The sequence below is a fragment of the Paraburkholderia kirstenboschensis genome, assembly GCF_904848585.1.
Lineage (GTDB): Bacteria > Pseudomonadota > Gammaproteobacteria > Burkholderiales > Burkholderiaceae > Paraburkholderia > Paraburkholderia kirstenboschensis.
Window position 1 is genome coordinate 734366 of the sequence record NZ_CAJHCR010000002.1, and the last position, 22501, is coordinate 756866.

At 61.4% G+C, this 22501-nt stretch carries 20 protein-coding genes, 2 rRNA genes and 1 pseudogene; 10 read left to right on the forward strand and 13 right to left on the reverse strand.

Annotated features, from left to right (window positions below; translation table 11 throughout):
* Positions 1 to 81: 81 nt before the first annotated feature.
* From JMY24_RS09720 to JMY24_RS09730, 3 genes are all read left to right on the forward strand, one after another.
* Positions 82 to 1353, forward strand: a complete 1272-nt coding sequence (locus JMY24_RS09720) for an epoxide hydrolase family protein (RefSeq protein ID WP_128597779.1) — start codon at positions 82 to 84, stop codon at positions 1351 to 1353.
* 258 nt (positions 1354 to 1611) lie between these two features.
* On the forward strand, positions 1612 to 2406 hold the full coding sequence (locus JMY24_RS09725; RefSeq protein ID WP_128597781.1) for a GNAT family N-acetyltransferase: 795 nt from the start codon (positions 1612 to 1614) through the stop codon (positions 2404 to 2406).
* 98 nt (positions 2407 to 2504) lie between these two features.
* Positions 2505 to 3350, forward strand: a complete 846-nt coding sequence (locus JMY24_RS09730; protein WP_128597782.1) for a CPBP family intramembrane glutamic endopeptidase — start codon at positions 2505 to 2507, stop codon at positions 3348 to 3350.
* On the opposite strand, the gene JMY24_RS39235 is transcribed toward JMY24_RS09730, so the two are convergent.
* The gene (locus JMY24_RS39235) at positions 3345 to 3476 is read right to left on the reverse strand and encodes a hypothetical protein (protein WP_268960761.1); all 132 of its coding nucleotides are present in this window, start codon (positions 3474 to 3476) and stop codon (positions 3345 to 3347) included. The two genes, JMY24_RS09730 and JMY24_RS39235, sit on opposite strands and share 6 nt — an antisense overlap.
* Before the next feature lie 168 nt (positions 3477 to 3644).
* On the opposite strand from JMY24_RS39235, the gene JMY24_RS09735 reads away from it, so the two are divergent.
* The 3 genes from JMY24_RS09735 (at position 3645) to JMY24_RS09745 (ending at position 6200) form a co-directional block, all read left to right on the forward strand.
* On the forward strand, positions 3645 to 4193 hold the full coding sequence (locus tag JMY24_RS09735; protein ID WP_128597783.1) for an RNA polymerase sigma factor: 549 nt from the start codon (positions 3645 to 3647) through the stop codon (positions 4191 to 4193).
* Positions 4190 to 5164, forward strand: coding sequence for an anti-sigma factor (locus JMY24_RS09740; protein WP_201701924.1), 975 nt, complete (start codon positions 4190 to 4192; stop codon positions 5162 to 5164). Before JMY24_RS09735 ends, JMY24_RS09740 begins: the two co-directional genes overlap by 4 nt.
* Positions 5165 to 5750: 586 nt before the next feature.
* Complete coding sequence (locus JMY24_RS09745) at positions 5751 to 6200, forward strand: universal stress protein (RefSeq protein WP_236597359.1); 450 nt, start codon at positions 5751 to 5753, stop codon at positions 6198 to 6200.
* Positions 6201 to 6315: 115 nt separating this feature from the next.
* Here JMY24_RS09745 and JMY24_RS09750 read toward each other — a convergent pair whose 3' ends face one another.
* The gene (locus JMY24_RS09750; RefSeq protein WP_128598675.1) at positions 6316 to 7716 is read right to left on the reverse strand and encodes an amidase family protein; all 1401 of its coding nucleotides are present in this window, start codon (positions 7714 to 7716) and stop codon (positions 6316 to 6318) included.
* A 272-nt stretch (positions 7717 to 7988) separates the two neighbouring features.
* Positions 7989 to 9077, reverse strand: a complete 1089-nt coding sequence (locus tag JMY24_RS09755) for a sensor histidine kinase (protein ID WP_128598674.1) — start codon at positions 9075 to 9077, stop codon at positions 7989 to 7991.
* Positions 9078 to 9600: 523 nt separating this feature from the next.
* Here JMY24_RS09755 and JMY24_RS09760 point away from each other — a divergent pair.
* A complete protein-coding gene (locus tag JMY24_RS09760) occupies positions 9601 to 9744 on the forward strand; it encodes a hypothetical protein (protein ID WP_164853873.1) in 144 nt (47 codons plus the stop codon).
* Positions 9745 to 9809: 65 nt separating this feature from the next.
* Here the strand turns inward: JMY24_RS09760 and JMY24_RS09765 are convergent, their stop codons facing one another.
* The 3 genes from JMY24_RS09765 to JMY24_RS09775 all read right to left on the reverse strand — a co-directional run bounded on the left by JMY24_RS09765 (position 9810) and on the right by JMY24_RS09775 (position 13341).
* Positions 9810 to 11189 carry a tripartite tricarboxylate transporter permease gene (locus tag JMY24_RS09765; protein WP_128598522.1) on the reverse strand — a complete coding sequence of 460 codons (1380 nt, stop codon included), beginning with the start codon at positions 11187 to 11189 and terminating at the stop codon, positions 9810 to 9812.
* Positions 11189 to 11689 carry a hypothetical protein gene (locus JMY24_RS09770; RefSeq protein ID WP_128598521.1) on the reverse strand — a complete coding sequence of 167 codons (501 nt, stop codon included), beginning with the start codon at positions 11687 to 11689 and terminating at the stop codon, positions 11189 to 11191. The genes JMY24_RS09765 and JMY24_RS09770 overlap by 1 nt, the downstream gene beginning before the upstream one ends.
* A 365-nt stretch (positions 11690 to 12054) precedes the next feature.
* Positions 12055 to 13341 carry a hydroxymethylglutaryl-CoA reductase, degradative gene (locus JMY24_RS09775; protein ID WP_201701926.1) on the reverse strand — a complete coding sequence of 429 codons (1287 nt, stop codon included), beginning with the start codon at positions 13339 to 13341 and terminating at the stop codon, positions 12055 to 12057.
* A 159-nt stretch (positions 13342 to 13500) separates the two neighbouring features.
* Between JMY24_RS09775 and JMY24_RS09780 the strand changes: the two genes are divergently transcribed.
* Positions 13501 to 14889, forward strand: coding sequence for an aminotransferase-like domain-containing protein (locus JMY24_RS09780; RefSeq protein WP_128598520.1), 1389 nt, complete (start codon positions 13501 to 13503; stop codon positions 14887 to 14889).
* Between the two features lie 26 nt (positions 14890 to 14915).
* On the opposite strand, the gene JMY24_RS09785 is transcribed toward JMY24_RS09780, so the two are convergent.
* From JMY24_RS09785 to JMY24_RS09805, 5 genes are all read right to left on the reverse strand, one after another.
* A complete protein-coding gene (locus tag JMY24_RS09785; RefSeq protein ID WP_413231235.1) occupies positions 14916 to 16109 on the reverse strand; it encodes an MFS transporter in 1194 nt (397 codons plus the stop codon).
* A gap of 73 nt (positions 16110 to 16182) precedes the next feature.
* Positions 16183 to 16626 carry a DUF3331 domain-containing protein gene (locus JMY24_RS09790; RefSeq protein ID WP_087751601.1) on the reverse strand — a complete coding sequence of 148 codons (444 nt, stop codon included), beginning with the start codon at positions 16624 to 16626 and terminating at the stop codon, positions 16183 to 16185.
* A 115-nt stretch (positions 16627 to 16741) separates the two neighbouring features.
* Positions 16742 to 17125 carry a BON domain-containing protein gene (locus JMY24_RS09795; protein WP_128598518.1) on the reverse strand — a complete coding sequence of 128 codons (384 nt, stop codon included), beginning with the start codon at positions 17123 to 17125 and terminating at the stop codon, positions 16742 to 16744.
* A 338-nt stretch (positions 17126 to 17463) separates the two neighbouring features.
* Positions 17464 to 18510: a sensor histidine kinase gene (locus JMY24_RS09800; protein ID WP_128598517.1), complete on the reverse strand. Its 1047-nt coding sequence runs from the start codon at positions 18508 to 18510 to the stop codon at positions 17464 to 17466.
* Between the two features lie 372 nt (positions 18511 to 18882).
* On the reverse strand, positions 18883 to 20301 hold the full coding sequence (locus tag JMY24_RS09805) for an aldehyde dehydrogenase family protein (protein WP_128598516.1): 1419 nt from the start codon (positions 20299 to 20301) through the stop codon (positions 18883 to 18885).
* A 110-nt stretch (positions 20302 to 20411) separates the two neighbouring features.
* Here JMY24_RS09805 and JMY24_RS09810 point away from each other — a divergent pair, with 110 nt between their 5' ends.
* Together JMY24_RS09810 and JMY24_RS09815 are read left to right on the forward strand one after the other, a co-directional pair.
* Positions 20412 to 21311: a LysR family transcriptional regulator gene (locus JMY24_RS09810; protein ID WP_128598515.1), complete on the forward strand. Its 900-nt coding sequence runs from the start codon at positions 20412 to 20414 to the stop codon at positions 21309 to 21311.
* A 370-nt stretch (positions 21312 to 21681) separates the two neighbouring features.
* Positions 21682 to 21912: pseudogene (locus JMY24_RS09815) on the forward strand (lipocalin family protein); the annotation flags it as partial.
* A 155-nt stretch (positions 21913 to 22067) separates the two neighbouring features.
* Here JMY24_RS09815 and rrf read toward each other — a convergent pair.
* Both rrf and JMY24_RS09825 read right to left on the reverse strand, forming a co-directional pair.
* Positions 22068 to 22181, reverse strand: a 5S ribosomal RNA gene (rrf, locus tag JMY24_RS09820).
* 222 nt (positions 22182 to 22403) lie between these two features.
* A 23S ribosomal RNA gene (locus JMY24_RS09825) occupies positions 22404 to 22501 on the reverse strand; the annotation flags it as partial.

Consider the following 22501-nt stretch of genomic DNA (forward strand, 5'->3'; position numbering starts at 1 on the left):
GGCCGTGGAGCGCTCTCTTCGTGCACATTCCGGTTCGCCGCGATCGGCCCGCCGGCTTCTTATAGCGCCAGGAAATCAAACATGTCTCCAATACCGTTTTCTCCCGCTCGACGTCACGTTCTCGCCGCCTCGGTCGCAGTCGGCGCCATGGGGCTGATTCCCGGCTCCGTGTTTGCCGCCGCCGGCGACAGCAAGGTCCGTCCGTTCAAGGTCAACGTGCCCGAAGAAGATATCGCCGATCTGCGCCGACGCATCGCTGCCACGCGCTGGCCAGGCAAAGAGACCGTCGCGGATGAATCGCAAGGCGTGCGGCTCGTCAGAATGCAGGCGCTGGCGAAGTATTGGGGCACTGATTACGACTGGCGTAAAGGCGAGGCGAAACTGAACGCGCTGCCGATGTTCATGACCGAAATAGACGGCCTCGACATCCAGTTCATCCATGTGCGTTCGCGCCACAAGAATGCATTGCCACTCATCATGACGCACGGCTGGCCGGGCTCGATCTTCGAACTCATCAAGGTCGTCGGGCCGCTCACCGACCCGACCGCATACGGCGGCAGCGCCGACGACGCGTTTCATATCGTCGTGCCGTCGCTGCCAGGCTTTGGCTTCTCGGAACAACCGAAGGCGACCGGCTGGGGATCGGACCACATCGCTCGCGCTTGGGGCGAGTTGATGGCGCGTCTCGGCTATACGCGCTTCGTTTCGCAAGGCGGCGATTGCGGATCAGTCATCTCACACCGCATGGCGATGCAAAAGGTGAAAGGCTTAATCGGCATTCACGTCAACATGCCCGCAACGGTCCCGCCGGATATCGCTACTTTGCTCTTGCTCGGAGAACCGGCGCCAGCCGATCTGTCGCCGAAGGAGAAAGCGGCCTATAACTCGCTGAACGTTTTCTATCGCGACAATTGCGGGTATGCATCGATGATGGTAACCCGGCCGCAGACCGTCGGCTATGCACTCGCGGATTCGCCGGTGGGCCAGGCCGCGTGGATGTATGACAAGATTTCGCAATGGACGTATAGCGGCGGCGTGCCGGAACGCTCGCTCACGCGCGACGAGATTCTCGACGACATCTCGCTCTACTGGTTGACGGACAGTGCCACCTCCGCCGCGCAGATCTACTGGGAAGATCATTCCAACAACTTCAATGCCGTGGATATCTCATTGCCCGCCGCGGTGACGGTCTTTCCCGGAGAGATCTATCAGGCGCCGCGTAGCTGGACCGAGCGCGCCTATCACAATCTGATCTATTTCAACGAAGTCGACAAAGGCGGTCACTTCGCCGCGTGGGAACAGCCGCAACTGTTCGTAACCGAAGTTCGCGCCGCGTTCCGCACGCTGCGTTAAAGAGAGCCGTAAGTCACGGCGAGCGGCATCGCGCGGCCGCCGTCAGTTCATTTTATGCTTGCAATGCGGCTTTCTGCGAGATTACGCGGAAAACTATTTCGCCTCGTAACAACCCATCTTGCCAAAAACACCTCGCCACTGGAATAAAGCCCTGCGCTCAGGTGTTCTGGACTGATACAACGCGCGATACGTGTCATTGGGCATCTCAACGCCATTGCTTTGCCGTGCATCGCGTCTTCATCCACCAGCCCGATAGTCATGAAAAGATCAGAAATTCTCGAATCCAACGACCAGTACGTGTCGATGTGGAAAGTACTCGCCGGCGAACGCAAGGGCGCCGATCTGCGCGATAAAGCGGGACTCTCGGTATGCTGGGCCGACAGCCCGTTTCCGTTCTGGAACGCGCTATTCATCAACGAGAACATTTCGAATCGCGATCTGCTGCGGGTTCGCCTGAGAATGTCGCGTACTTATATGCTGGCGAAACAGCACAGCGGCCTTGTATATGTTTGCGAAGATCTGCTGAGCGGTGCGGCGCGCGAAGAACTCGGCGCAATCGCCGCGAGCGAGAATCTGACTTTCGCGCTCGATATCACAGGTATGGCCGGCGATATCCTGCCGCTCCATGCGGGCTTGCCACATCCGGTGCTGGACTTTGCGCGCGTCGACAGCGAAGCGGCATTGCAGGCCTATGCCGACATCAATAGCGAAGGATACGGTTTTCCGCTCGAAGCGGGACGCGTGGGCCTTGCAGGATCGGCGTTCTGGAAGAAAGTGGCCTTCGCTTACATCGGTTATCTGAACGGTAAGCCGGTCTCGACCGCGGCGGCGATCGTCAACGACGGCGCGGTCTATCTCGCGCTCGTGGCGACGCGGCCCGACGCGCAACGCAATGGGTTCGGCGAGGCCACCGTCCGCTGTGCGCTCAGTGCGGCATACCATGCAACCGGAATCAGGCGGACCATCCTGCACGCTACCGACGCGGGCCTGCCCGTTTATCTGAGAGTCGGCTACCATCGCACGACGGTCTTCAAGACCTATCGGCCGGCCTGAAGCCGCGAACTGATACGGTACAAATCCGCGCTGCTAGTTGCACTGCTAACTCGCGGTGCTAATCGAGCAACAGCCTTCAAAAATTTCCGGAAGTTCTAATGGCCGCATTGCCATGGATTGCCATTTTTATCGCCGCTTCCACGGCGATTTTTCGAGCGCCCCGCCGACTGACATTAGTCCTTCTCGCTATCGGCTACGGGCTCGCCTTCGCGCTCGGACAATTGCATGTACTCGCGATAGTTCCAATCGCCCTTCTGCTCTGCACCGGCATTCTGTTGCAATGGAACCCTTCGCCGCTCGGCAAACTGCTCTGCAATGTCGTTTTCGTGATCGTGGCGCTCGGCCTCTTTCAGCATTGGCTACCGGGCTTTCACAATCTGAAGGTCATCGACGCCGCGCGTTTCACTCCCGACGCCGCGCCTTATACGATGTACCTGAACTTCGATAAGCCGTTAATCGGCTTCTGGCTGCTGCTCACTTATCCGTGGGTTCAGCCGAAGAAACCATTCCCCGTCGTGGCGGTTTCCGCGCTCGGCGCTTGTGCGCTCACGTCGGCGGTCTGCCTTTTTATTGCGTTCGAAGCCGGCTCGATTGCCTGGGCGCCGAAGTGGCCGCGTCTCACGTGGCTCTGGATGCTCAACAATTTCCTGCTGGTTGCGTTCGCCGAAGAAGCATTTTTCCGCGGCTATATTCAAGCAGGAATAGCGCGCCTGATGAAAGCGCGGCCACAAGCCTGGTGGTTCGGGCTTATCGTCGCGGCTGTTCTCTTCGGTTTCGCGCACTATCAGGGTGGCGCCGCGCTGGTTGTGCTGGCGGGACTATCGGGTCTCGGCTACGGCCTCGCGTATCGTGCCGGCGGACTGCAAGCCGCGATGCTTACGCACTTCGGACTCAATCTGATGCAATTCGGCTTGTTTACCTATCCATTCATCGCCCGGTCATAAAAGCGCGGATGTGCCGGGCAGGTGCGATACGGCAATTTGCGTCATGTTGCGGCCCTGACGGAATAACAGTTCGATCGGCTTGTTTACGTGTTGATGGATTGCCTGCCCAATTTCGCCTGAACCCATGGACACTCGTCAGATACCGCAACCGGTCCTCAAGCGTCGACGTTCGAGTCGGACGCGGACCCTGCCGCACGAATCAACCCGACAGCGGCGCTCCTGCCATATCAGAGAGCACTTATTCGCCGAGCCGGTGCACGCCGGCAGTGCCGCATCGGACGAGGACTCGTGCCAATGACCGCCGCCGACCTGTCCGCCATGCTTCCGCCGCTGCTGCCGCGTCTGTGGGCATTCGCGCTGCGTATCTCGGGAGATCAGCACGATGCGGAAGATCTCGTGCAGCGCGCTTGCGTGCGCGCGCTCGAACGCGCGCATCAATTGCAACCGGGCACCGCACCGCTCAGCTGGATGTTCTCGATCGTGCAATCCACGTGGATCAACGAACTGCGCGCGCGCAACGTGCGCGGCCGCTCGGGCATGGATTGGGACGACGACTTCCTGGAAACGGTCGCCGACCCGGCCGCGCGCACGCCGGAAGAGAACGTCATGGATGGCCAGATCGTCAAGGCGGTGCAGCGGTTGCCCGAATCACAGCGCGTGGTTATGCTGCTGGTAGGCGTGGAGGGCCTTTCCTACAAGGAAGCGGCCGAGGCGCTCGGCGTGCCGATCGGCACGATAATGAGCCGGCTTTCGCGGGCTCGCCAGGCCATCGGTGCCCTCTTCAGTGGCCTAAAAGAAGAACGCGTAAGCAGCGCGGCGATTAGTAAAGACCAAAGGGCATGAAAATGGACGACATCCTGCTCATGGCATATGTGGATGGCGAACTAACGCCGCACGAGCGCGAGGAAGTCGAGAAGGCGATTTGCACCTCGGCCGATGTCGCCGAACGCGTTGCGTTACTCGAAGCGTCGGTGCTGCCCTATCGGCGCGCGTTCCAGCAACAGGCATTGCCGCCGGTTCCGGAAAGTCTCACACGCAAGATCGCCGAACTCGCGCACGCGTATGCGACTCGCGCTGAGGCCGCGCCAGTGGGCGGCAACCATCGCGCGGCCGCCCCCGACTCGCAGCCCGATGCTCTCGCAGGCCCGTCCCTGCCGGTACGCTCGCGCTTACGCACCGCCGCACCGTGGCTCGCGGTGGCGTTCATCGCCGGCGCGTTCTGCTGCGGGACGGTACTGCGCTTCGCGCCCGGCGCGGCTCAAGGCGGCTTCGCGCAACCAGCCCATCAAGTGGCTGAGCAAGTGGCCGGGCAGAACGGGACACAAGCCCGGACACAGGCCGGCGCGTCGTCGTGGGTCGTGGCGGCAGTCAGTTATCAGCGCCTTTACACGCGTGATACCGTCGCGTGGGATTCGTCCAATATGGCCGCTGCTGCGCACATTGTCGATAACATCCGCCACGACGACGGACTGCCGATCCGCGTGCCCGACCTCCGTTCGGCCGGGCTGACGTTCAAACGCATACAGCGTCTGCGTTATAACAACAAGCCACTGGTGCAGATCGTCTATCTGCCCGAAAAAGGCTCGCCAGTTGCGCTGTGCGTGATGAAGGACGAAAAGGCCGATTCGGCGCTCGCGCAACAACAGGTGGACAGCATGGACGTCGTCACGTGGCGGCGCGCCAAGCTGAGCTACGCGCTGATCGCCACGCCCGGCGATACCGATCTCGGTGCGATCGGCAAACGCATTTCCGAAAGCAATGTCGAAGCACTCATCGGCCAGTTGTCGAAAGCCGATCGCGCATTCGCGAGTTGAGAGAAAGTCTTTCAAGAAGCGCTTCATAAGTACGCCAGAGCTAATGCGCGCCTGTACACGCGGAAGCACTGCCTTCGCGTCGTGCAGCGACGCTCCTTTGTTGCAGCGCCATTCATTCTTCCCAGTATGTCGTTTGTATGGGGCAGTAGTCCCACACATACGTTTCAATTGCGCCCTCTAAGCTTTTTGCAATGTATCCATCTTCGCGACTGCTACACAACATTGCAGAGGTCCACTTCACCGACATACGCCAGGTACCTTGAGGCAGTTCCACTGCATCAACGACGGTTCTTTCCGAAGGCTAAATACCGGCAAGAATCGCTGTACGGCTTCGTTATTCGAGTTGCTAATGCGCGTCACAGGAAACGGATAGGCGTCGCTTATCAGGAGGCGGCCGACGCGCCGCAGATACCAATAGGCACCGTGATAAGCCGGCTGCCTCGCGCGCCGGACCATCGGCGCGCTGTTCGACGACGATTGCAAAACGACGAGATAGTGCCGCGCCCGCGTCAAGCGGGAATAAACGCGCGGGGTGGCGTGTTTTTGTGTCAGCGCCTCCCCTCAGGCCCTAACTTGCGATAGACACATGTCATCTCTCTTCAGAATGCTGCTCGTGTACGACGGCACAGACGAGTCCCAAGCCGCGTTGTCGCGTTGTTCGCAACTCTCGCTGGCATTGTCGGCCGAGGTCGATGTGGTGTCGGTCGTCGACCCGGTCGGCGCGAACGCAAATTCCGCGGGCATGCTGAGCGATCTCGCCTACAGCCGCCTCGAAGAACTCGCGCGCCATACGTTGCAAACCGCCATTGGCAAACTCGTGGACAACGGCGTCACCGCTCACGGCTACCTTACTTTCGGACGCACGGTGGACGCCGTCTCGCGACACGCGGCCAACTTCAATTCGGATATCGTGGTGGTCGGCCACCGCACCCAGAAAGGGTTCTTGCGCTGGTTGGGCGAGCGGCCGGTTCATCTCGATCTGGCCGAACGCCTGTGCGGATCGACTATCGTCACGGTGACGCTGCCATCGGCATAGCGTCGAATCGTCCGCACTGTGAAGTTGCGTTACGCGCATGCTTTGCACTCGCCGCAAACACGCACAACAGGTTGTTCGCGACGACGTGTGCCTCACAGTGCGGGCCTTTCCACACTCAGAAGTCCGGATCGACAGGAGACGCCGGTGCACCGCGCGCTTCGATCGCTTCGCCGGCGAGCAGGCACAGGTCTTCACGAAAGTGCGCCGCGACGATCTGTACGCCGACCGGCACGCCGTCGACGAGTTGCGTCGTCACCGCCAGCCCCGGCAAACCCATCGCGGGCAAAGCGCGCATCGTCAGTTGCGCCTCCCACACGCGGTCGAAGCCCGCTGCGCCCTGCATGTCGAGGTCGTCGGGGAAAGGGAGCTCCGACGAAACCGGCATCAGCACGACCGCGTACAGATCGAGAAACAGCCGCCATTGACGCAACAACGTAGTGCGCCGCACGAGCGAACGGCTGATCACATCGGCGGGCAGGTCCTTCACTTTGAGACGCGCGGCCGCGACCACCGCGTGCGCGCCAGGATCGCCGTCGCTCGCCACCATGTCGGCGAGCGCCTCGAAACCGTCGCCGAGCCACAGCCGCTCCTGCAATTGCGCGGCTTCGCGAATCGCCGGCACGTCGTCGATTTCCTCGACGGTCCAACCAGCGTCGACCAAACGGCGCGCGGCGTCGAGCAAGGCGTCCTCCACTTCCTTGGCGATCTGCAAGCCGCCCGGCCGCAAGCAGATGGCCGCGTGCAACGGCACCGCGCGTCCTTCGAGTGGCATCGGCATATACCAGGGATCGCGCAGGTCAGCCGCGGCGAGCGCGGCGAGACCGAGGCGCAGGTCCTGCACAGTGCGCGCGATAGGCCCCGTAGCGGACATTAGCTGCGCACCGATCGCGCGCTCCGGCGACGAAGCGTTGAAGGCCGGCACGCGACCGAAGGTCGGCCGGAGCCCGTGTACGCCGCATGCGTACGCGGGATAGCGCAGCGAGCCGCCGATGTCGGTACCGAGCGCAAGCTGACCGATGCCCGCCGTGACCGCTGCCGCGCCGCCGCCGGTAGAACCGCCCGGCGTCAGTGTCGGGTTGCGCGGATTCAACGTGCGGCCGTGCACCTGATTCGAGGTGAACCAGCGCAGCGCGAAGGTCGGCGAATTGCTCCGGCCAAGCAACACCGCACCGGCCTTCGCGAGATTGTCGACAGCGGGACTATTGGCGTGCGCCACGAGGTTTTCCTGTAACCGCGTACCGTTGGTGGTCGCGAAACCGGCATGGTCAGTATTGATCTTCGTCGTAACCGGCACGCCGGCGAGCGGCCCCGGATCTTCGCCGCGCGCTATTGCGCGGTCGACGTTATCCGCTTGCTCGAGTACCAGTTCAGGCCGATACGCAACCACTGCGTTGACTTTCGGATTCACCGCATCGAGCCGTTCGAGCGCGGATTGCGCCGCTTCGCGAGCAGATACGTTGCGGGTCTTGACCAGTCCGGCCAGCTCGGCCGCGGACAAACGCCATAGTTCACTCATGTTGCCTCCAATAAGAATTCTTATTTGACTAGCTCAACGTATCCGCTGTATTTCCAGCTGATGCCGCTTTGCAAGCTAGTTTTTCCAGAGGCGCCGCAGATACATTGCGCTACGAAAGTTCACACGTGCTATTCAGTGAACGGTGATGCGGAAACGGCAAGAAGGAAACGCATCGGTCGTTGCATAGGCTCGCGGGGAACGCGACGGCTCTAAACGCAGCGAGCGCAGTGCATTCGACAGTCGACGCGACATCGCGCTCGGCGTCGCGTCGTTCACGCGGCGATCAACGGCAACGTGAGCCGCGCTTCGAGCCCGCCCGTAAGGCGGTTTTCTAAACAAAGCTCGCCGCGCATCGCCAGTGTGAGGCGGCGCGCGATCGCGAGACCAAGGCCCGAACCGTGCGCGCGTGCGGCAGTGCGCGGCGCGCGATACCACGGCGCGAATACCGCTTCCATCTTCGACGGTTCGATACCCGGTCCGTTATCCAGCACGGCAAATACCACGGCCTGCGCTTCAACTCGCAAGCGCAAATGCACGTCGCTGCCGTAACGCAATGCGTTGTCGATCAGATTGACGAGTACGCGGCGAAGCGCATGCGGGCAAGTCTCGATCGAATAACCCACCTCGCCTTCGAGCTCGATGCAATGCCCCGCATCGCGATAGTCGTCGATCAGGCCGGTGAGCAGTTCGTCGACATGCACACGCGTTGGCGGCTCTTCGACGTTGCACTGCAGTCTCGCGCAAGCCATGCTCGCCTCGACTAGCTGCTTCATTTCGGCGAGGTCGCGCGTCAGCGAACGCCGCAACGCGAGATCGTCGAGCGTCTCGCAGCGAACGCCCATGCGCTTGAGCGGCACCTGCAGGTCGTGTGCGTAAGCGGCCTGACTATCGAGCAGGTCCGCGAGGCGGGCCGCATGACGGCGGCGCGCGAGATTGATTACGCGCGTCAACCGCGACACGACAGACGGACCGCGCTCGGGTAGCGGCGCATGCTCGTCGCTTGCACTTTGCAACTCGATTTCCGTCGCGAGATGCGCGATGCTCACGCGCAGATAGACTACATACATCCACAGCGCGACGGCGAGCAGCGACAAGGACACGGCCACGGCTGCGGCGATCGCCAGCGGACCGTTGGCGGCGAAACAGCGAATCACAAACAGCGTCATCGCGCGGCCGCCTTGCTCGAAGAACGACACGAGCAACGCGCACGCCGCGATTGCCAATACGTTGCGGGCTCGGCCTGCGCCATACGAGCGACGAATTCGAATGGCTGGCGGCAAAGCACAGTCCGCTGCATCCGTGCGAACCGGTGCGGGCGATCGGCGAGTGGAATCGGACGGCAACAAGGCAATCATCGTCATTGTGATTCTCCTATCGCCGCCGCGGTGGACGCACATCAACGCCCGTGATCGAATCGCGCGAGTGTTACGACGTTCTTCGTAGCAGGCATCGGGTCGCCGTTTGGAGGCAGCTTGTTCATTCGAGCATGTCGGATGAAAGGAAGTCCCTTCGCGTCATCGCCCGGAATACAAGAATACCTTTCGAGGCGTGGAGCACCATCATATGTAGGTATGAGCCGAGGCCGCCGGATATCGTCAGTCGAGCTTATGAACCGGCCGGCCGACCTTCTGCCGGTGGACGGTCTATGTTGGCGCGGGCATACCTTGGTTTATCTTGACCGTCGCTGTGGCCGGCGGCACGATTGCCTGCCGGCCGGCCGTCCCGCGCCGGGCGCGCGGCGGCACCCGGTCGGCGTGCAAGGAAAGGTATCCGATGAACCACGATCGAAGCAGCAAACATAGATCGGCGCCGCGCCTTCCCGCATCGCTCGGTGCGCTGCGCGATCACCTCTATCCGCGTTTCAGCTAAGCCGGCATCGGCAAAATGCTGCGCTTCGGCAGGCTTATATTCGCGATCGGCGATGCGCGGGCCGCATCGGCCAAACGCGTCGCCGCCGCGGTAGACGACGGCGCGGCGGTCGTCTCCGAAATTCACCAGTTCCCGAACTCTGTATCGCCTACCGCTTGATGCGCGCCCGGCGCGGGTGACCTCGCGGCGATTGGAACTTCACCGCAGCAGGCGCGCGTGTCCTGCTAGAAGAGTTTGATGATCGCGGGCACGCTCAGCACGGCGGCGTAATAGCCCATGAACTGGACGCCCGCGTTGAACGCAAACAGACGCGACAGCAGACCGCCAAACAGCCCGACCGTGAGGATAACGGCAAGTCCCAGCAACTGCCCTTCCCAAAGACCGATCACGACGACCAGCCCGGAAAACGTCGCGATAATCGCCTCGTGACTCAGTTTGCGCGCGACGAAAGAAGCGGCGCGGTGCGCATAGTTCATCGCGAGCGGATAAGCGATCAGCGCGGCCAGCAGAATGGACAACAGGCCGAAGACGAGGAACTGCCACGTTGTCATCAGCGTGTGAAGGTTGTCGATGTGGCCGGTCGCCGTGTTCACGGTGAAGCGCGGCGGCGCATTGAAGAGCGGCGCCGCGGGCCCGGCGGCCACCGGACTGAGCGGCAGTCCGAACGCGATCAACGGGATCAGCGCTTCAGCGATATAAGTGGCTTCGGTCACGCCGTTACGCACGGCGATGACCGTCGTCAAACGGTGGTACGCATGACGGATTCGCGCGCCGACTATCTCGCCCATCAGCACCGTCATCGCGACGGGACTGAACACGAAGGTCGCGCTCGACACCGCCGCCGTCGCGACCGTGTATGCCGTCTGTTGCCGGTCGAGTACTTTCAGCGGATTCGGAAAGTAGCCGCTCCAGCCTTTGAGGTCCGGCGCGAGCGCGAAGTTCGACACGTGGTCGCGACGCATGCGTCGCCGTTCGACCGGTGAGAGTATCGAGAACAGATCGGCAATCAGCGGGCCAATCGCAATGCCGAGAAAATAGCTGACGCTCAGATTGACGCCGTGACTGCGCGTGAGCGTTTGCAATCCGACTATCAGCAGCACGAACGGAATCAGCAGAAGCACCGACGCCCATCGTCCCGCCGAAAAGTACGCGATGCAAACCGCCGCGAACAGAAACACCCACGGCGCGGCGCGCGTGATCAAACCGCCGAACGGCGCGAGCATGACGGCGAACAGCACGGCGAAAGGCAATGCAACGAATGCCGCCACGATCGCGCCGGAGATCATCTTGCGCAACGCGATATGCGGCACGCCGAGCGAGCGCAGCATCGCGGCTTGCTGGAGAAGCGGCGCGGCCATCGTGTCGCCGGGAATGCCCAGCAATGCGGTGGGAATGGCGTGGGTCATGTGCTTGGCGACCGCGCCCGCCATGAAGAAGGTGAACACGCCGGCCGGCGGAACGCCGAGCAATGCGACGAGCAAAGTCAGCGGCGCGATCGTGGTGGTTTCGTCGGTGCCGGAAACAAGGCCGATCGCCGCGAAGACGACAGCGCCGAGTAGTCCCATTGCTAACGCCATCGGAAACTGTTGGAGGAGCGAGTCCATCAGCGTTCTTCCTTTAGTTGCGCGGCTTGCTCGGACAACTCGTACGCGGCGAACAGATCGTAGAGTCCCAACTCTTTCAATTCGGCTGCTGCGCTCGGCGGAAGATCGGCGAGCGATCCTATGCCGCCTCCTTCTTCGGCCAGTTGCTTCAGCACATGCCGGCGGTCCGACTCGCCGACCGTCTGGTCGATCACTACGCGCTTTGGCTTGAAGAAAAACGCACTGAGCGCGCCCGCCGCGAGGCATCCGCCCAGGCCGACCAGCATTGCGTAGGCGCGCACGATAGCCGCATCGCTGACGGCGGACGACAGCGCCGCCTTGCCGGCCTCGAACGCAGCGACGCTGACCGCCACGCCCAGCGCTACCGACCACGCCAGATGACGGAGATCGACGGTATCGCCCCATACTTCGGCAAGCTTGAAGGTGGACGCTTCGACGTGCGCGCGAATGTCCGATCCGTCGCTGGCGGCCGGCGCTGCACTGGCACTGGATGATTTCAATGTCTGTCTCCTGACCAAGGTGTTTTATTAAGGGCGTGCGCCTCGCGACGCCTCATGCACGGCCAGAACATCGCCGTGGGCCTTCGAGTAGCGGTTTGATTCCGTCTAATTTAATAAGCAAAGATGTCGCGAATGATGTGCGCTCTTCAATCAAACGCGGCTCAAACGTGACAGCGAAAGCTAACTCATATAAGCGAGAAAAGTACTCTGCCAGATTGCTAGTCGGCGCGCGTTTGCGAGTTCGAATTTTTGGCGTGATGTTGGCGGCGCGCCGGTACAACGGAATGGCCGATGCCGGCCCGGCGCCGCCTCGCTTTGCGAAGACCGTCGATTGCGGCCCCCGGCAAATCGTATCCGCGCAGATGTCATGCATCTCGCGGACGTTGCAGAACTTCTAATGCGAAGTCAGTGCGGAAGTCCGCCGAACTTATCATTTTCTTGACTACCCAGTCAACATCGCTGCCCGTTGCGCCCGCACCCAAAGCGATGTTGCGTGCATGCAGGGTCATGTGTCCGCGCTGAATGCCCTCGGTTGCGAGCGCGCGCAAAGCGCCCATGTTTTGCGCGAGACCAACCGCGACTGCAATCTCGCCGAGTTCCTGTGCCGACTTCACGTCCATGATCTTGAGCGCGAGACGCGCGAGCGGATGCGTCTTCGTTGCTCCGCCGACAAGTCCGACCGGCATCGGCATTTCGATCGTTCCGACGAGGTCGCCGTTTTGCGCTTTTTCCCAAGTTGTGAGCGACGTATAGTGGCCGCTGCGCGTCGCATACGCATGAGCGCCCGCTTCCACCGCGCGCCAGTCATTGCCGGTCGCGACGATCACCGGGTCGATGCCGTTCATGATGCCCTTGTTATGCGTCGCCGCGCGATACGGGTCGATTGCGGCGAAGAGATACGCGTCGATCACACCGTCGATCACTTCCTCGCCGGAATATTCCTTGGTAGCGAGTGTGTCCGCCGTATAGCGTACGGAAGCGCGTGCGAGCCGTAAGTCGGCGAGATTCGACAGAATGCGCAGACGCACCTTGGCGCCGGTTATCTGCTCCACTCGTCCCGCGATCGACTCGGCCATCGTATTGACGGTGTTCGCGCCCATCGCATCGCGCACGTCGACGATCAGATGCGCGACAATCATCGGACCGCGCGGCGTGTCCGGAAACACATGCACTTCGATGTCGCGACAACCGCCACCCAAGCCAATGAGTACTTTGTCGCGGCTATTCGCGAGGGCGATCAATTCGTCTTTGTGTTTGAGGATCGCGAGTCTCGCACCGTAGGGATCGCTCACGCCGACCACCTGTACCTGTGCGCGCATCAGCGGTCCGGTGCTCGACGTCTGAAAACCGCCACTTACTCGCGCGAGTTTCGCCATGAACGAAGCGGCCGCGACGATGGACGGTTCTTCCACTGCCATGGGCACGATGACGTCCTTGCCGTTGATCTGGAAATAGCCGGCCACCGCCATCGGCAACTCGAAAGTACCGATCACATTCTCGATCATTCCATTCGCCGTTTCGAGCGGCAATGCGCCGGGCTTTGCCAACTGCGAGTACTGCGCGTCATCCAGACCGACCGCTTTGCAGATGTGCGCAAGACGCTCCTGCGGGCTGAGTGAACGGAAATTCGGAAGCGTCGAATCGATAGCCATGTACTGTCCTTGGATTACGGTCGCTGCGTTCATTGGCGCTTGCGACTATGAATTAAAGGATCAATAATAGGCAGAGCGTACCCCTTTAAAAGGTACAGTTGGCGCTTACAGTTGCACCGCTGTACCAGTAACACTTTTATATTCTGCGGAGTCGCGTCAATGAGCCTGCGTACAAGTGCGAGTCTGTCGAGTTCCATGGCAGACAATCTCGCCAAACAGATTGAAGAAGGCGTGATTCCCGCAGGCTCCAAACTTCCTTCAATCAGGGAATATGCTGATGCGTCCGGTTGTTCGAAGAACACGGTCATCAGCGCATTCGAGATGCTTACCGCGAGCGGACTGATCGAGCCTCGGCGAGGCTCCGGTTTTTATGTCGCGCAAAGAGCGAAAGCCGCGACCGAAGCGGAAGAAAGCGGCGTGCTCGATCGCGCAATGGATACCGTCTGGTTGATGCGCGAGCAATTGCAGGTCAAGCCCGATGTTCTGAATCTCGGTGAAGGCTTTCCGCCTATCGAATGGCTCGAAGCGACCCGTCTCGATCAGTACCATCAGCGGGTTGTGCGCACCGGCGTCGCGTCGCTATTCCGCTATGGCAGCCGCTACGGTTATCTGCCGCTGCGCCAGTCGCTGCAGCAGAAACTGTCGGGCTACGAGATCGAGGCCGCGCCTTCACAGATCGTTCTCACGCATGGCGCCAATCAGGCCATGGACCTCGTATTGCGCTATTTCGTGCGGCCGGGCGACACCGTACTCGTGGACGACCCCGGCTACTATCCGCTGTTCGGCAAACTGAAACTGAGCGGCGCGAATATCGTCGGCGTGCCGCGCGAAGTAGACGGGCCGAATCTCGCCGAACTCGAACGCTGCATGATCGAGCACCGGCCGAAGCTGTTCTTCACGCAGTCGGTCGGACACAATCCCACGGCTACGGATACGAGCGCTGCAAAGGCGTATCGCATTCTGCAACTTGCCGAAACGCACGACACTGTCATTGTGGAAGACGACGCCTTCGCCGACCTGCGGCCGCGATCATTGACACGTATCGCCACCCTCGATCAACTGCGCCGCACCATTTATGTGGGCAGCTTTTCGAAGTCCGTCTCGGCGGCATTGCGCGTCGGCTTTCTCGCGTGCAACGCGGCGCTCGCGAGCGATCTCGCCGATGTGAAAATGCTGATCCACGTGAGCAGTTCAGAATACAGCGAGCGCACGCTCGCAGCCATTGTCAGCGACGGCCATTTCCTTCGGCATACGAATCAACTTCAGGAAAAATTGAAACGCGCAACCGCGACGGCAAAAACCGCGCTCAAAAAACTGGGCGCGGAGATCTTCAAGGAAAGCGAGCAAAGCATGTACTTGTGGGCATCATTGCCCGAATGGACCGACTCGATGAAACTCGCGAAAGCAATGCTCGACCGCGGCGTGATTCTCGCGCCGGGCGCCGTTTTCTCGCCCGCGTCGGAGCGAGTCTCGGCGTACTCGAGGTTCAACGTCGCCTATCTCGCCGACGAACGGTTCGTCAATGCATTGCGTGCGCTTGTGCCGTAACCCGGCGCAAGCGCACGCGCGGCTATTCAAGCCTTCGCAAACGGCCCGATTCTGGGCCTATCGTGCCTGTCACGCATGATGGCAAGCATGAGCGCCGCAAGGCCGCATGTCGCGATCAGCGCAATCAAAGCGATCTTGCCCAGATGAACCAGCACCCAGCCGCCAATCGCCGGAAAGCCGAACGTGCCGAGAAAGTACGCGACGACGAACCAGGTCAACGCGGCCGGGCGGTGCATCGCGGCGGAATCGTTGACCGCCTGCGCCTGAATGGTCGGATAGACGAGACCGTAACCGGTCCCGAGCAGCACTGCGCTCGCGGAATGGAACCCTGTGTAGTACGGCACTGCGGACATCGCCGCAATGCCGAGCACCATGATGCCAAGCAGCAGTTTCGTCGCGACCTCGCGATGTAGCCGGATCACGACACGCGTAAGCAGCCAGCGGGCGACCACGACGGTCACCGCATACAGGCTGAAAAAGGTGCCCGCCTGCGCATGCGTGCCTTGCACGAAAGACATCTGGAACGTCATCAAGCCAGAGAAGACGCAGGCGCACAGCGAAATCATCACGATCGGGTAAGCCGCACGCGTTCGGCTAATGGCGCCGATCTGGCGCAGCCAGCGCTCCTGCACGGGCGACGCCGACGAATGCGGCGATAGCCGGCCGAATACTTCGAGCATCAGCGCGGCGAGCCCGCACAGACCGCCGACGATGTAGAGCACGCTGGTAAGCGGCCAATGCCATGAACGAATGGCGAACGCGGCCGCGGCAGGACATCCGCCGATGCCAGCCATCTGGATCGTGCCGAAACGCATGAACCAGAAGCCGCGGTCCGTATCGCTCGTGCGTTCCGCGAGCGCCATCGGCGCGGCAAGACAGAACGCGCCCCAGCCGAATCCCACGAGAAAGCCAGGAAATACGCTCAGGCCGCTCATACGGTCGATCAACGCAAACCCAGCCACGCCCAAGCCGATGCACAACGCCGCGAGCGCGGTCGTGCGAGCGGCGCCGATGCGCTGCGCGAACCAGCCCACCAGCGGCACACCGACGAGCGTGCCAACTGTCGCTTCCGCAAGCGCCAGTCCGGTATCGAGATCGTTCCCTCCCATCGAGCGGAAATGCATCGAGAGGAAAAACGTCGCTCCGTACCCGCCCGCTGCGAGCAAGGTGCCGATAAGCACGAAGAAAGCGCTGAATGGGCGCATTGGGAGAATCCGCATGACTGGTTGAACCGACGCTCGCTCTGCTCCGCTCGCAGAAAACGCGAACCGCGAGCGTCGCCAACCAGTAGTGTCACGTTCCCGCGATCGCCAGGTCGGCGCGATGACCGATAGTCGCGGCAAGAATCATCTGATGGCGGTTCGGCGGCACACGCACTTCGCGTGTGCGCGGACGAAACACCTGGTCGCCGCGATGGATCGCGCGGCCCGTCAGCGCGCAGACGGCGGCGACGTGAGCGAGACCGCTGCACCAGATCTGCTCGGTGTAGCGGCCGGAACACGCATCGCTCCACGAGACGCTGATAGTGCATGCCGACAGGCGCTCGACGACTACGATGTTGGCTGGCCGTCCCACCACGCGGCGATGGTCGTCGGCCGCGGGCGCACATGCGTTGACGCCGCGCTTCTTGAGCTTTACGAACGGCTTTTTCGCGCAAGCGTCGAGCTGCTCGGCGGACGGATCGAGCACGTTCAGTAGCGCGCGAACCACGATATGGTCTTTGGAAGGTACGGTCATCGATCCATCTCCAGTAGCGTGCGTGGACATAGTGCGAAACGGCCCGAGGCTTGACGGACGAAACGTGCGGCGCAGTTGCCCGATCAGGCGCCGCGCCGTGTGCCGCTTTGTCTGCTTAGCTTCCGCCTTGCTCGCGCAGCGTCAGCTTGCTGCTGACCGAGGTCACGCCCTGCACCTTCTTCGCGGCGTCGACCGCGATGCGTTCCTGGTCCTGGCTTGCGATCTGTCCGGACAGCGTCACATGTCCCGTCTTTGCATCGCCGAAAACGGCGATCGAAGACTGGTCGAGACCCTTGGTCTTGAAGATCGCCTTATGGACTGTCTTGGAGAACGCACGATTAGCTGCCCGAACCGACTTCTTCGTCGGCGCCGGTTTGCTGATCGCCGCGGTGCTGTCCGACGCAGCAGCCGCCGTGTCCGCCGCGAAGGCCGGTGTGTACGAGAATGCGGCGACGGCGATCGCGAGGCCGCTGCTCACAACGAGTTGTCGAAGTTTCATGATTTGATCCTTTCAAGTATGAGAGAAAATCGTTTGGGTTATAAAACTGTCACTGCAAGAACCATCACTCCAACTACGATGTGCCTGGTCACGTATTGCGTCGAGTGCTATCTCGACGTTGCTAACCTCGCGCCATGCATCCATTAGAAGCGCGGAATGTATCCCGGATGTGTCGGCCAGGTATCCGAAAGTATCGCGCGACACATCGGTGGAACTCGTCTCCGAAGAAGGTGGGATGTGCGCGTGCGAGCTGGTGTTCGTGATGTACCCGTTTCGAGTGTCGATCGAACATGCAAGCCCTGCCTGCAGAAATGAACGGCGTTTTCACGCCAAGGTATTCAGGCGGTCGCCAGCGGCAAGGTGAGCCGCGCTTCGAGACCACCCGTGCGACGGTTTTCCAGTTGCAGTTCGCCGCGCATGGCGAGCGTTAGACGCCGCGCGATCGCGAGCCCCAGTCCCGAACCCGGCGCACGCGCGGACGTCTCCGGAGACCTGTACCACGGCGCAAACACCGCGTCCATTTGCGCGGGCAGAATGCCGGGCCCCGAGTCCACCACGGCCAGGACGAGCCGGCGCGCTTCGACGCGGACGCACAGGCGCGCGTCGCCGCCGTAGCGGAGCGCGTTGTCGATGAGGTTCATCAGCACGCGGCGCAGCGCATGCGGGCATGTGACGAGCGAACACCCCGCGCTGCCCTCCAACGCCACAGTGCGCCCGGCGTCCCGGTAATCGCCGATCAGTGTGCCCAGCAGATTGTCCGCATCGACGCGCTGTGTCTGCTCGCCCACGCTGCACTGCATCTTCGCGCAAGACAAGCTGGCTTCGACCAGTTCGGCCATCTCCGCGAGATCGCGTTGCAATGCATCGCGTACCGCGGGGTCTTCGAGCAGTTCACAGCGCATGCCCATGCGTGTCAACGGCGTGCGCTGATCGTGCGCATAGGCGGCGAGCACCTGCAGCAGCTCGGCCTGACGACCGGCGCGATAGCGGGCGGCGGCGTTGATCGCGCGAGCCAGTCGCGCGATCGCCGGCGTTCCGTCCTCGGATAACACGGCTTCTGTACCTTCACCGGTGTCTGCTTCGATCGCGGCGGTGAGCTGCTTCAGTCTGCTCAAAAGTTCGGTCGCCTTAAGAGTCGCCGCGACGGCAAGGCTCATTGCGATGGCGGCCAATGCGACGACCGTCAAGCCGGCGCCTGTCAGCGAGGGCCACGCGGATTCTTCCCCCAGGTGCGCGCAATAGACGCTAAGGCTGGCCAACAGGAGCACCGCACCCGCGCGCCGTGCCGGGCCCGGCAAATGCCGTAAATGTCGAGCAGAATGCGTGCGATCCCCCGTCGGCCGTTCCAGCAGCGCGTTACCTGAATGGGTGGGATACGCAATCATCTTCGTTCTCCTGTTGCTCTCATTCTGTTTGGAAGCAGATGCGCGAATGATAGGTGTTTTGTACCCTTTTAAAAGGTACAGTTGAGAACTACAGACAGCCAACCGTACCTACTACAGTTTAAAAGTTTGCGATGCAGCAGAGGTGAACCAGGATGCTGGGAAACGACTGTCCGCAGGCTCGTACAGCGCTTGCGGACAAGGCTTGAAGTGAATATCTTGTCCCGACACAGGGCTTTTGCCTGCTGGTTTTTTGCACTGCGGTTCAGAAAGGTTTGTGGGACGGCGCGCAAGTGTTTGAAGAGCGGCGACTCGCAATTTCCAATTGATGGAGGCGCCGCGGGCATGAAGTGTCACCGCAGCCGCTCTGCCTGACTAGGCCGAGACGACGGCCTTCGGCTCCAGAAATGCTTCCAGGCCATGCACGCCAAACTCCCGGCCCATTCCGGACTGCTTCAGCCCACCGAACGGCGCGAGGAGTTCAGGCCTGATGCGGTTGATCAACACCGTGCCTGCTTCCAGTTGCGAGGCGACGCGCTCCGCTCTCTCGATCTGGGATGAGAACACGTAGGCTTGAAGACCGTAGATCGAGTCGTTGGCGATCCGGATAGCGTCGTCCTCATTTTCGTACGCCAGAATCGACAATACCGGACCGAAGATTTCTTCACGCGCGATGTCCATGTCGTTGCGTACGCCCGCGAACACCGTCGGGTTAACAAAATAGCCCTTGGCCAGTCCTGCCGGCCGGCCTTCGCCTCCGGCCACGAGCAAAGCGCCCTGCTCCACCCCTCTGCGGATGAAATGCTGCACGCGGTCGTACTGAGCCCGGTTGACGAGCGGCCCCACGACGGTGGATGGGTCCCGCGGGTCGCCCACGTGCATGGTTGCGACCGCGGCCTTCACCTGTTCGATCACCTCGTCGACGCGCGAGCGCGGAACCAGAAACCGCGTACCGGCAACGCACGCCTGGCCGTTGTTCATGAAGGCGGCGTTCAACGCGAGCGGAATTGCACTGCTAAGGTCCGCGTCATCCAGTAAGACGGAGGCGGATTTGCCGGTTAGCGACAGATTGACTCGCTTCATAGTTTCGATCCCGGCTCGGGCGATGAGCTTTCCGGTGGGCGTCGAGCCGGTGAACGAAATCTTCGCCACGCCGGGATTGGTGCTGATTTCGTCGCCGACGTCCGCGCCTCGTCCAAGGAGAATATTGAAGACACCCGGGGGCAAGCCCGCGTTGTGCAGCGCTTCGGCGACCACGATAGTCTGGATGGGACTCAATTCGCTGGGCTTGATGACCGAGGCGCAGCCGGCCGCGATCGCCGACGCCAGCTTGCTGCAAATCGTGCCTGCCGTGCTGTTCCAGGGAGCGATCAGCCCAGCCACGCCGACCGGCGCCATGAACACGGTCGCGTCTCCTACGCGCCGGGTCAGCGGGTAACCGTCGAGCACTTTTGCCGCATTGGCGAAGCACTGCGATGCATATTCACTAACCCATTGAGCGCGCGCGACAGGACCGCCGTATTCGTCGATGGTGGCGTCACGGATGCACGCGGTACTTGCCAGAACAGCCGTCTGCAGTCGCATAAGCATGTCGATGCGCTCGGCCTTGCTGGTGCGCGCGAGTGTCTGCTGAGCGCGTTGGGCGGCTGCGATCGCGCGCCTGGCGTCGTTACGATTAGCCAACGTCGCGGTGCCGATGACCTGCTCCGTCGATGGATTGGTCGTCTCGACAACTTCGCTCCCGTGCACGGGGACGAACGTTCCGTCGATGTACGCCTTGTCGATGTTCCACATATTCATTCCCCAAAAACACCGGCGGTTGCCGGGATAGAGTCAGTCTGGGGTAGGCGGATTGATTTGATAATATGCGGAGTCAGGGATGACTTATCGCGGAAACCAGAACAATGAACAAAAGCGGCTTGACCGAACTCGAGGTTGTGCTGGCGGTGGCGAGACGGCGAGGCTTTCGGTCGGCCGCGGTGGATCTGGACATGTCCACATCGGCGGTGAGTAACGCCGTGGCGGGCCTTGAGGCAAGGCTCGGCGTCCGCCTGTTTCACCGTACTACGCGCAGCGTTTCCCTGACAGAGGCCGGTCAGCAATTCGTCGATCAGATCAGACCTGCGGTGGCGCACATCCAGGATGCAATGGCAGCGGTGAGCGAGCGCGAGGACAAGCTAACGGGAACCCTCCGGATCAACAGCTCTCTTGGTGCGGCGCTCATGACGTTTCAGCCCGTTATGATCGGGTTTCTGCAACGCTACCCAGGCATCACCATCGACCTCGTTACCGAAGGACGGATGGTGGACATCATCGCGGAAGGCTTCGACGCCGGGCTGCGCTCGAGTTCGCGCGTTCCGGGCGACATGATCCGTGTGCCGATAACGGCCGATACACCTGTGGCCATTGTGGGATCGGCAGAATATTTCGTCAGGCATCCTAAGCCTATGACACCGGCTGATCTCCTCGAGCATTCGTGCATTCGGGCTCGGCTCCCGAGCGGAGTGCCGTCGCCTTGGGAATTCGATCGCGGAACCGAGAGATTCAACATGGATGTGCCGGGCCCATTGGTGCTCGATGCGCCCATTCTGATGCGCGAGGCGGCACGACGAGGCGTGGGGCTGGCGCAACTTGCCGAGTGGTACGTGACAGACGACCTGGCCGAAGGCCGTCTTGAGCGCGTGCTGGACGATTGGGTGAGACCGGTGCCGGGTTTATGCCTCTACTATTCCGGTCACCGGCATTTGCCGCCGGCGCTGCGTGCGCTTATCGACTTCATTCACGAGGTTAGCGATTTCAAATAGGTTTGGAACGAGCGGTTCGGGATGATGTGTGTGGCAGTTGTGGGTCTGAATGGAATGGCATCGCTTCTCTTTGGATGCGTAAGCGAGGCCGTGTTAGCAATCCAACGGCATCAATGTGCCGTCGTGGATACGCGATACAGCCATTGGTGGAACGAAGGTTCGGAGCGTCGATCCGGATATGCTACTAGAGGTAGTCCGTTGTCTGAGCCGATGACGGGTTCCAAGCTTCCTCGGGAGCGTTTTGCGACTATGGGCGGCAGCGGTATTTGAATTGGTTCGGTTGCTTGCCCGCGCGCTTTTTCCGTCACCATTGCGCGTCGCCTGGTAGCGGCAGTTGGCATAGATTGACGCCGGGCCGCAGATGGACACGTGGCGCTCGCCGCGCACGAACGCGTCGTACCCTGTGTCGATGACCGTGCGAACCGGCGCACTGACATGGCAGCTCGATCCGCTGATGGACGACCAGGAACTGGACTCGCGGCAGTCTACCGGCGCGGTGTACCGGGAAGGTGCTGCGCGGGTGAGCCGCGATGGCGCTGATCTCGGGCGAGCTTATCTGGAGCTGACGGGGTACGCGAACGCGCTGCGGACCGGCAGGTAGTGACGGGTGATATGTGGCTTGAAGCAGGCCTGGACCAGGCCCGGTCCCGGGCTGCACCCGGCCTGTCCCTGCCGCCGGTGTGCCGGGTTTTTATCGGCGCGTAAACGCAGAAACCCCACCCTGTGTAGGGGTGGGGTTTCTGATGCTGCTGGGGAGCCTGACGATTACCTACTTTCACACGGGCAATCCGCACTATCATCGGCGTGGAGTCGTTTCACGGTCCTGTTCGGGATGGGAAGGGGTGGTACCGACTCGCTATGGTCATCAGGCATGACGGGTTGCCGTACTGCCGGTGGGGCAATACAGCCAATCGGGGAAGAAGTAGTTTCTGGTGATGCTCACCAGGCAAGGCGGGTTGTGTTGTTTCTGGCACAACACTGAATCCCAACCGTGTGTGCGGTGACCTCCTGGGGAGGTTCAGCGCATCCCCTTCGGGGATCGGACCAGTGTAGGCGCTGAAGCGCCAACGCTGGTCGAGACACACCTGTTATAGGATCAAGCCTTACGGGCAATTAGTATCAGTTAGCTGAGCACATTACTGCGCTTACACACCTGACCTATCAACGTCCTGGTCTTGAACGACCCTTCA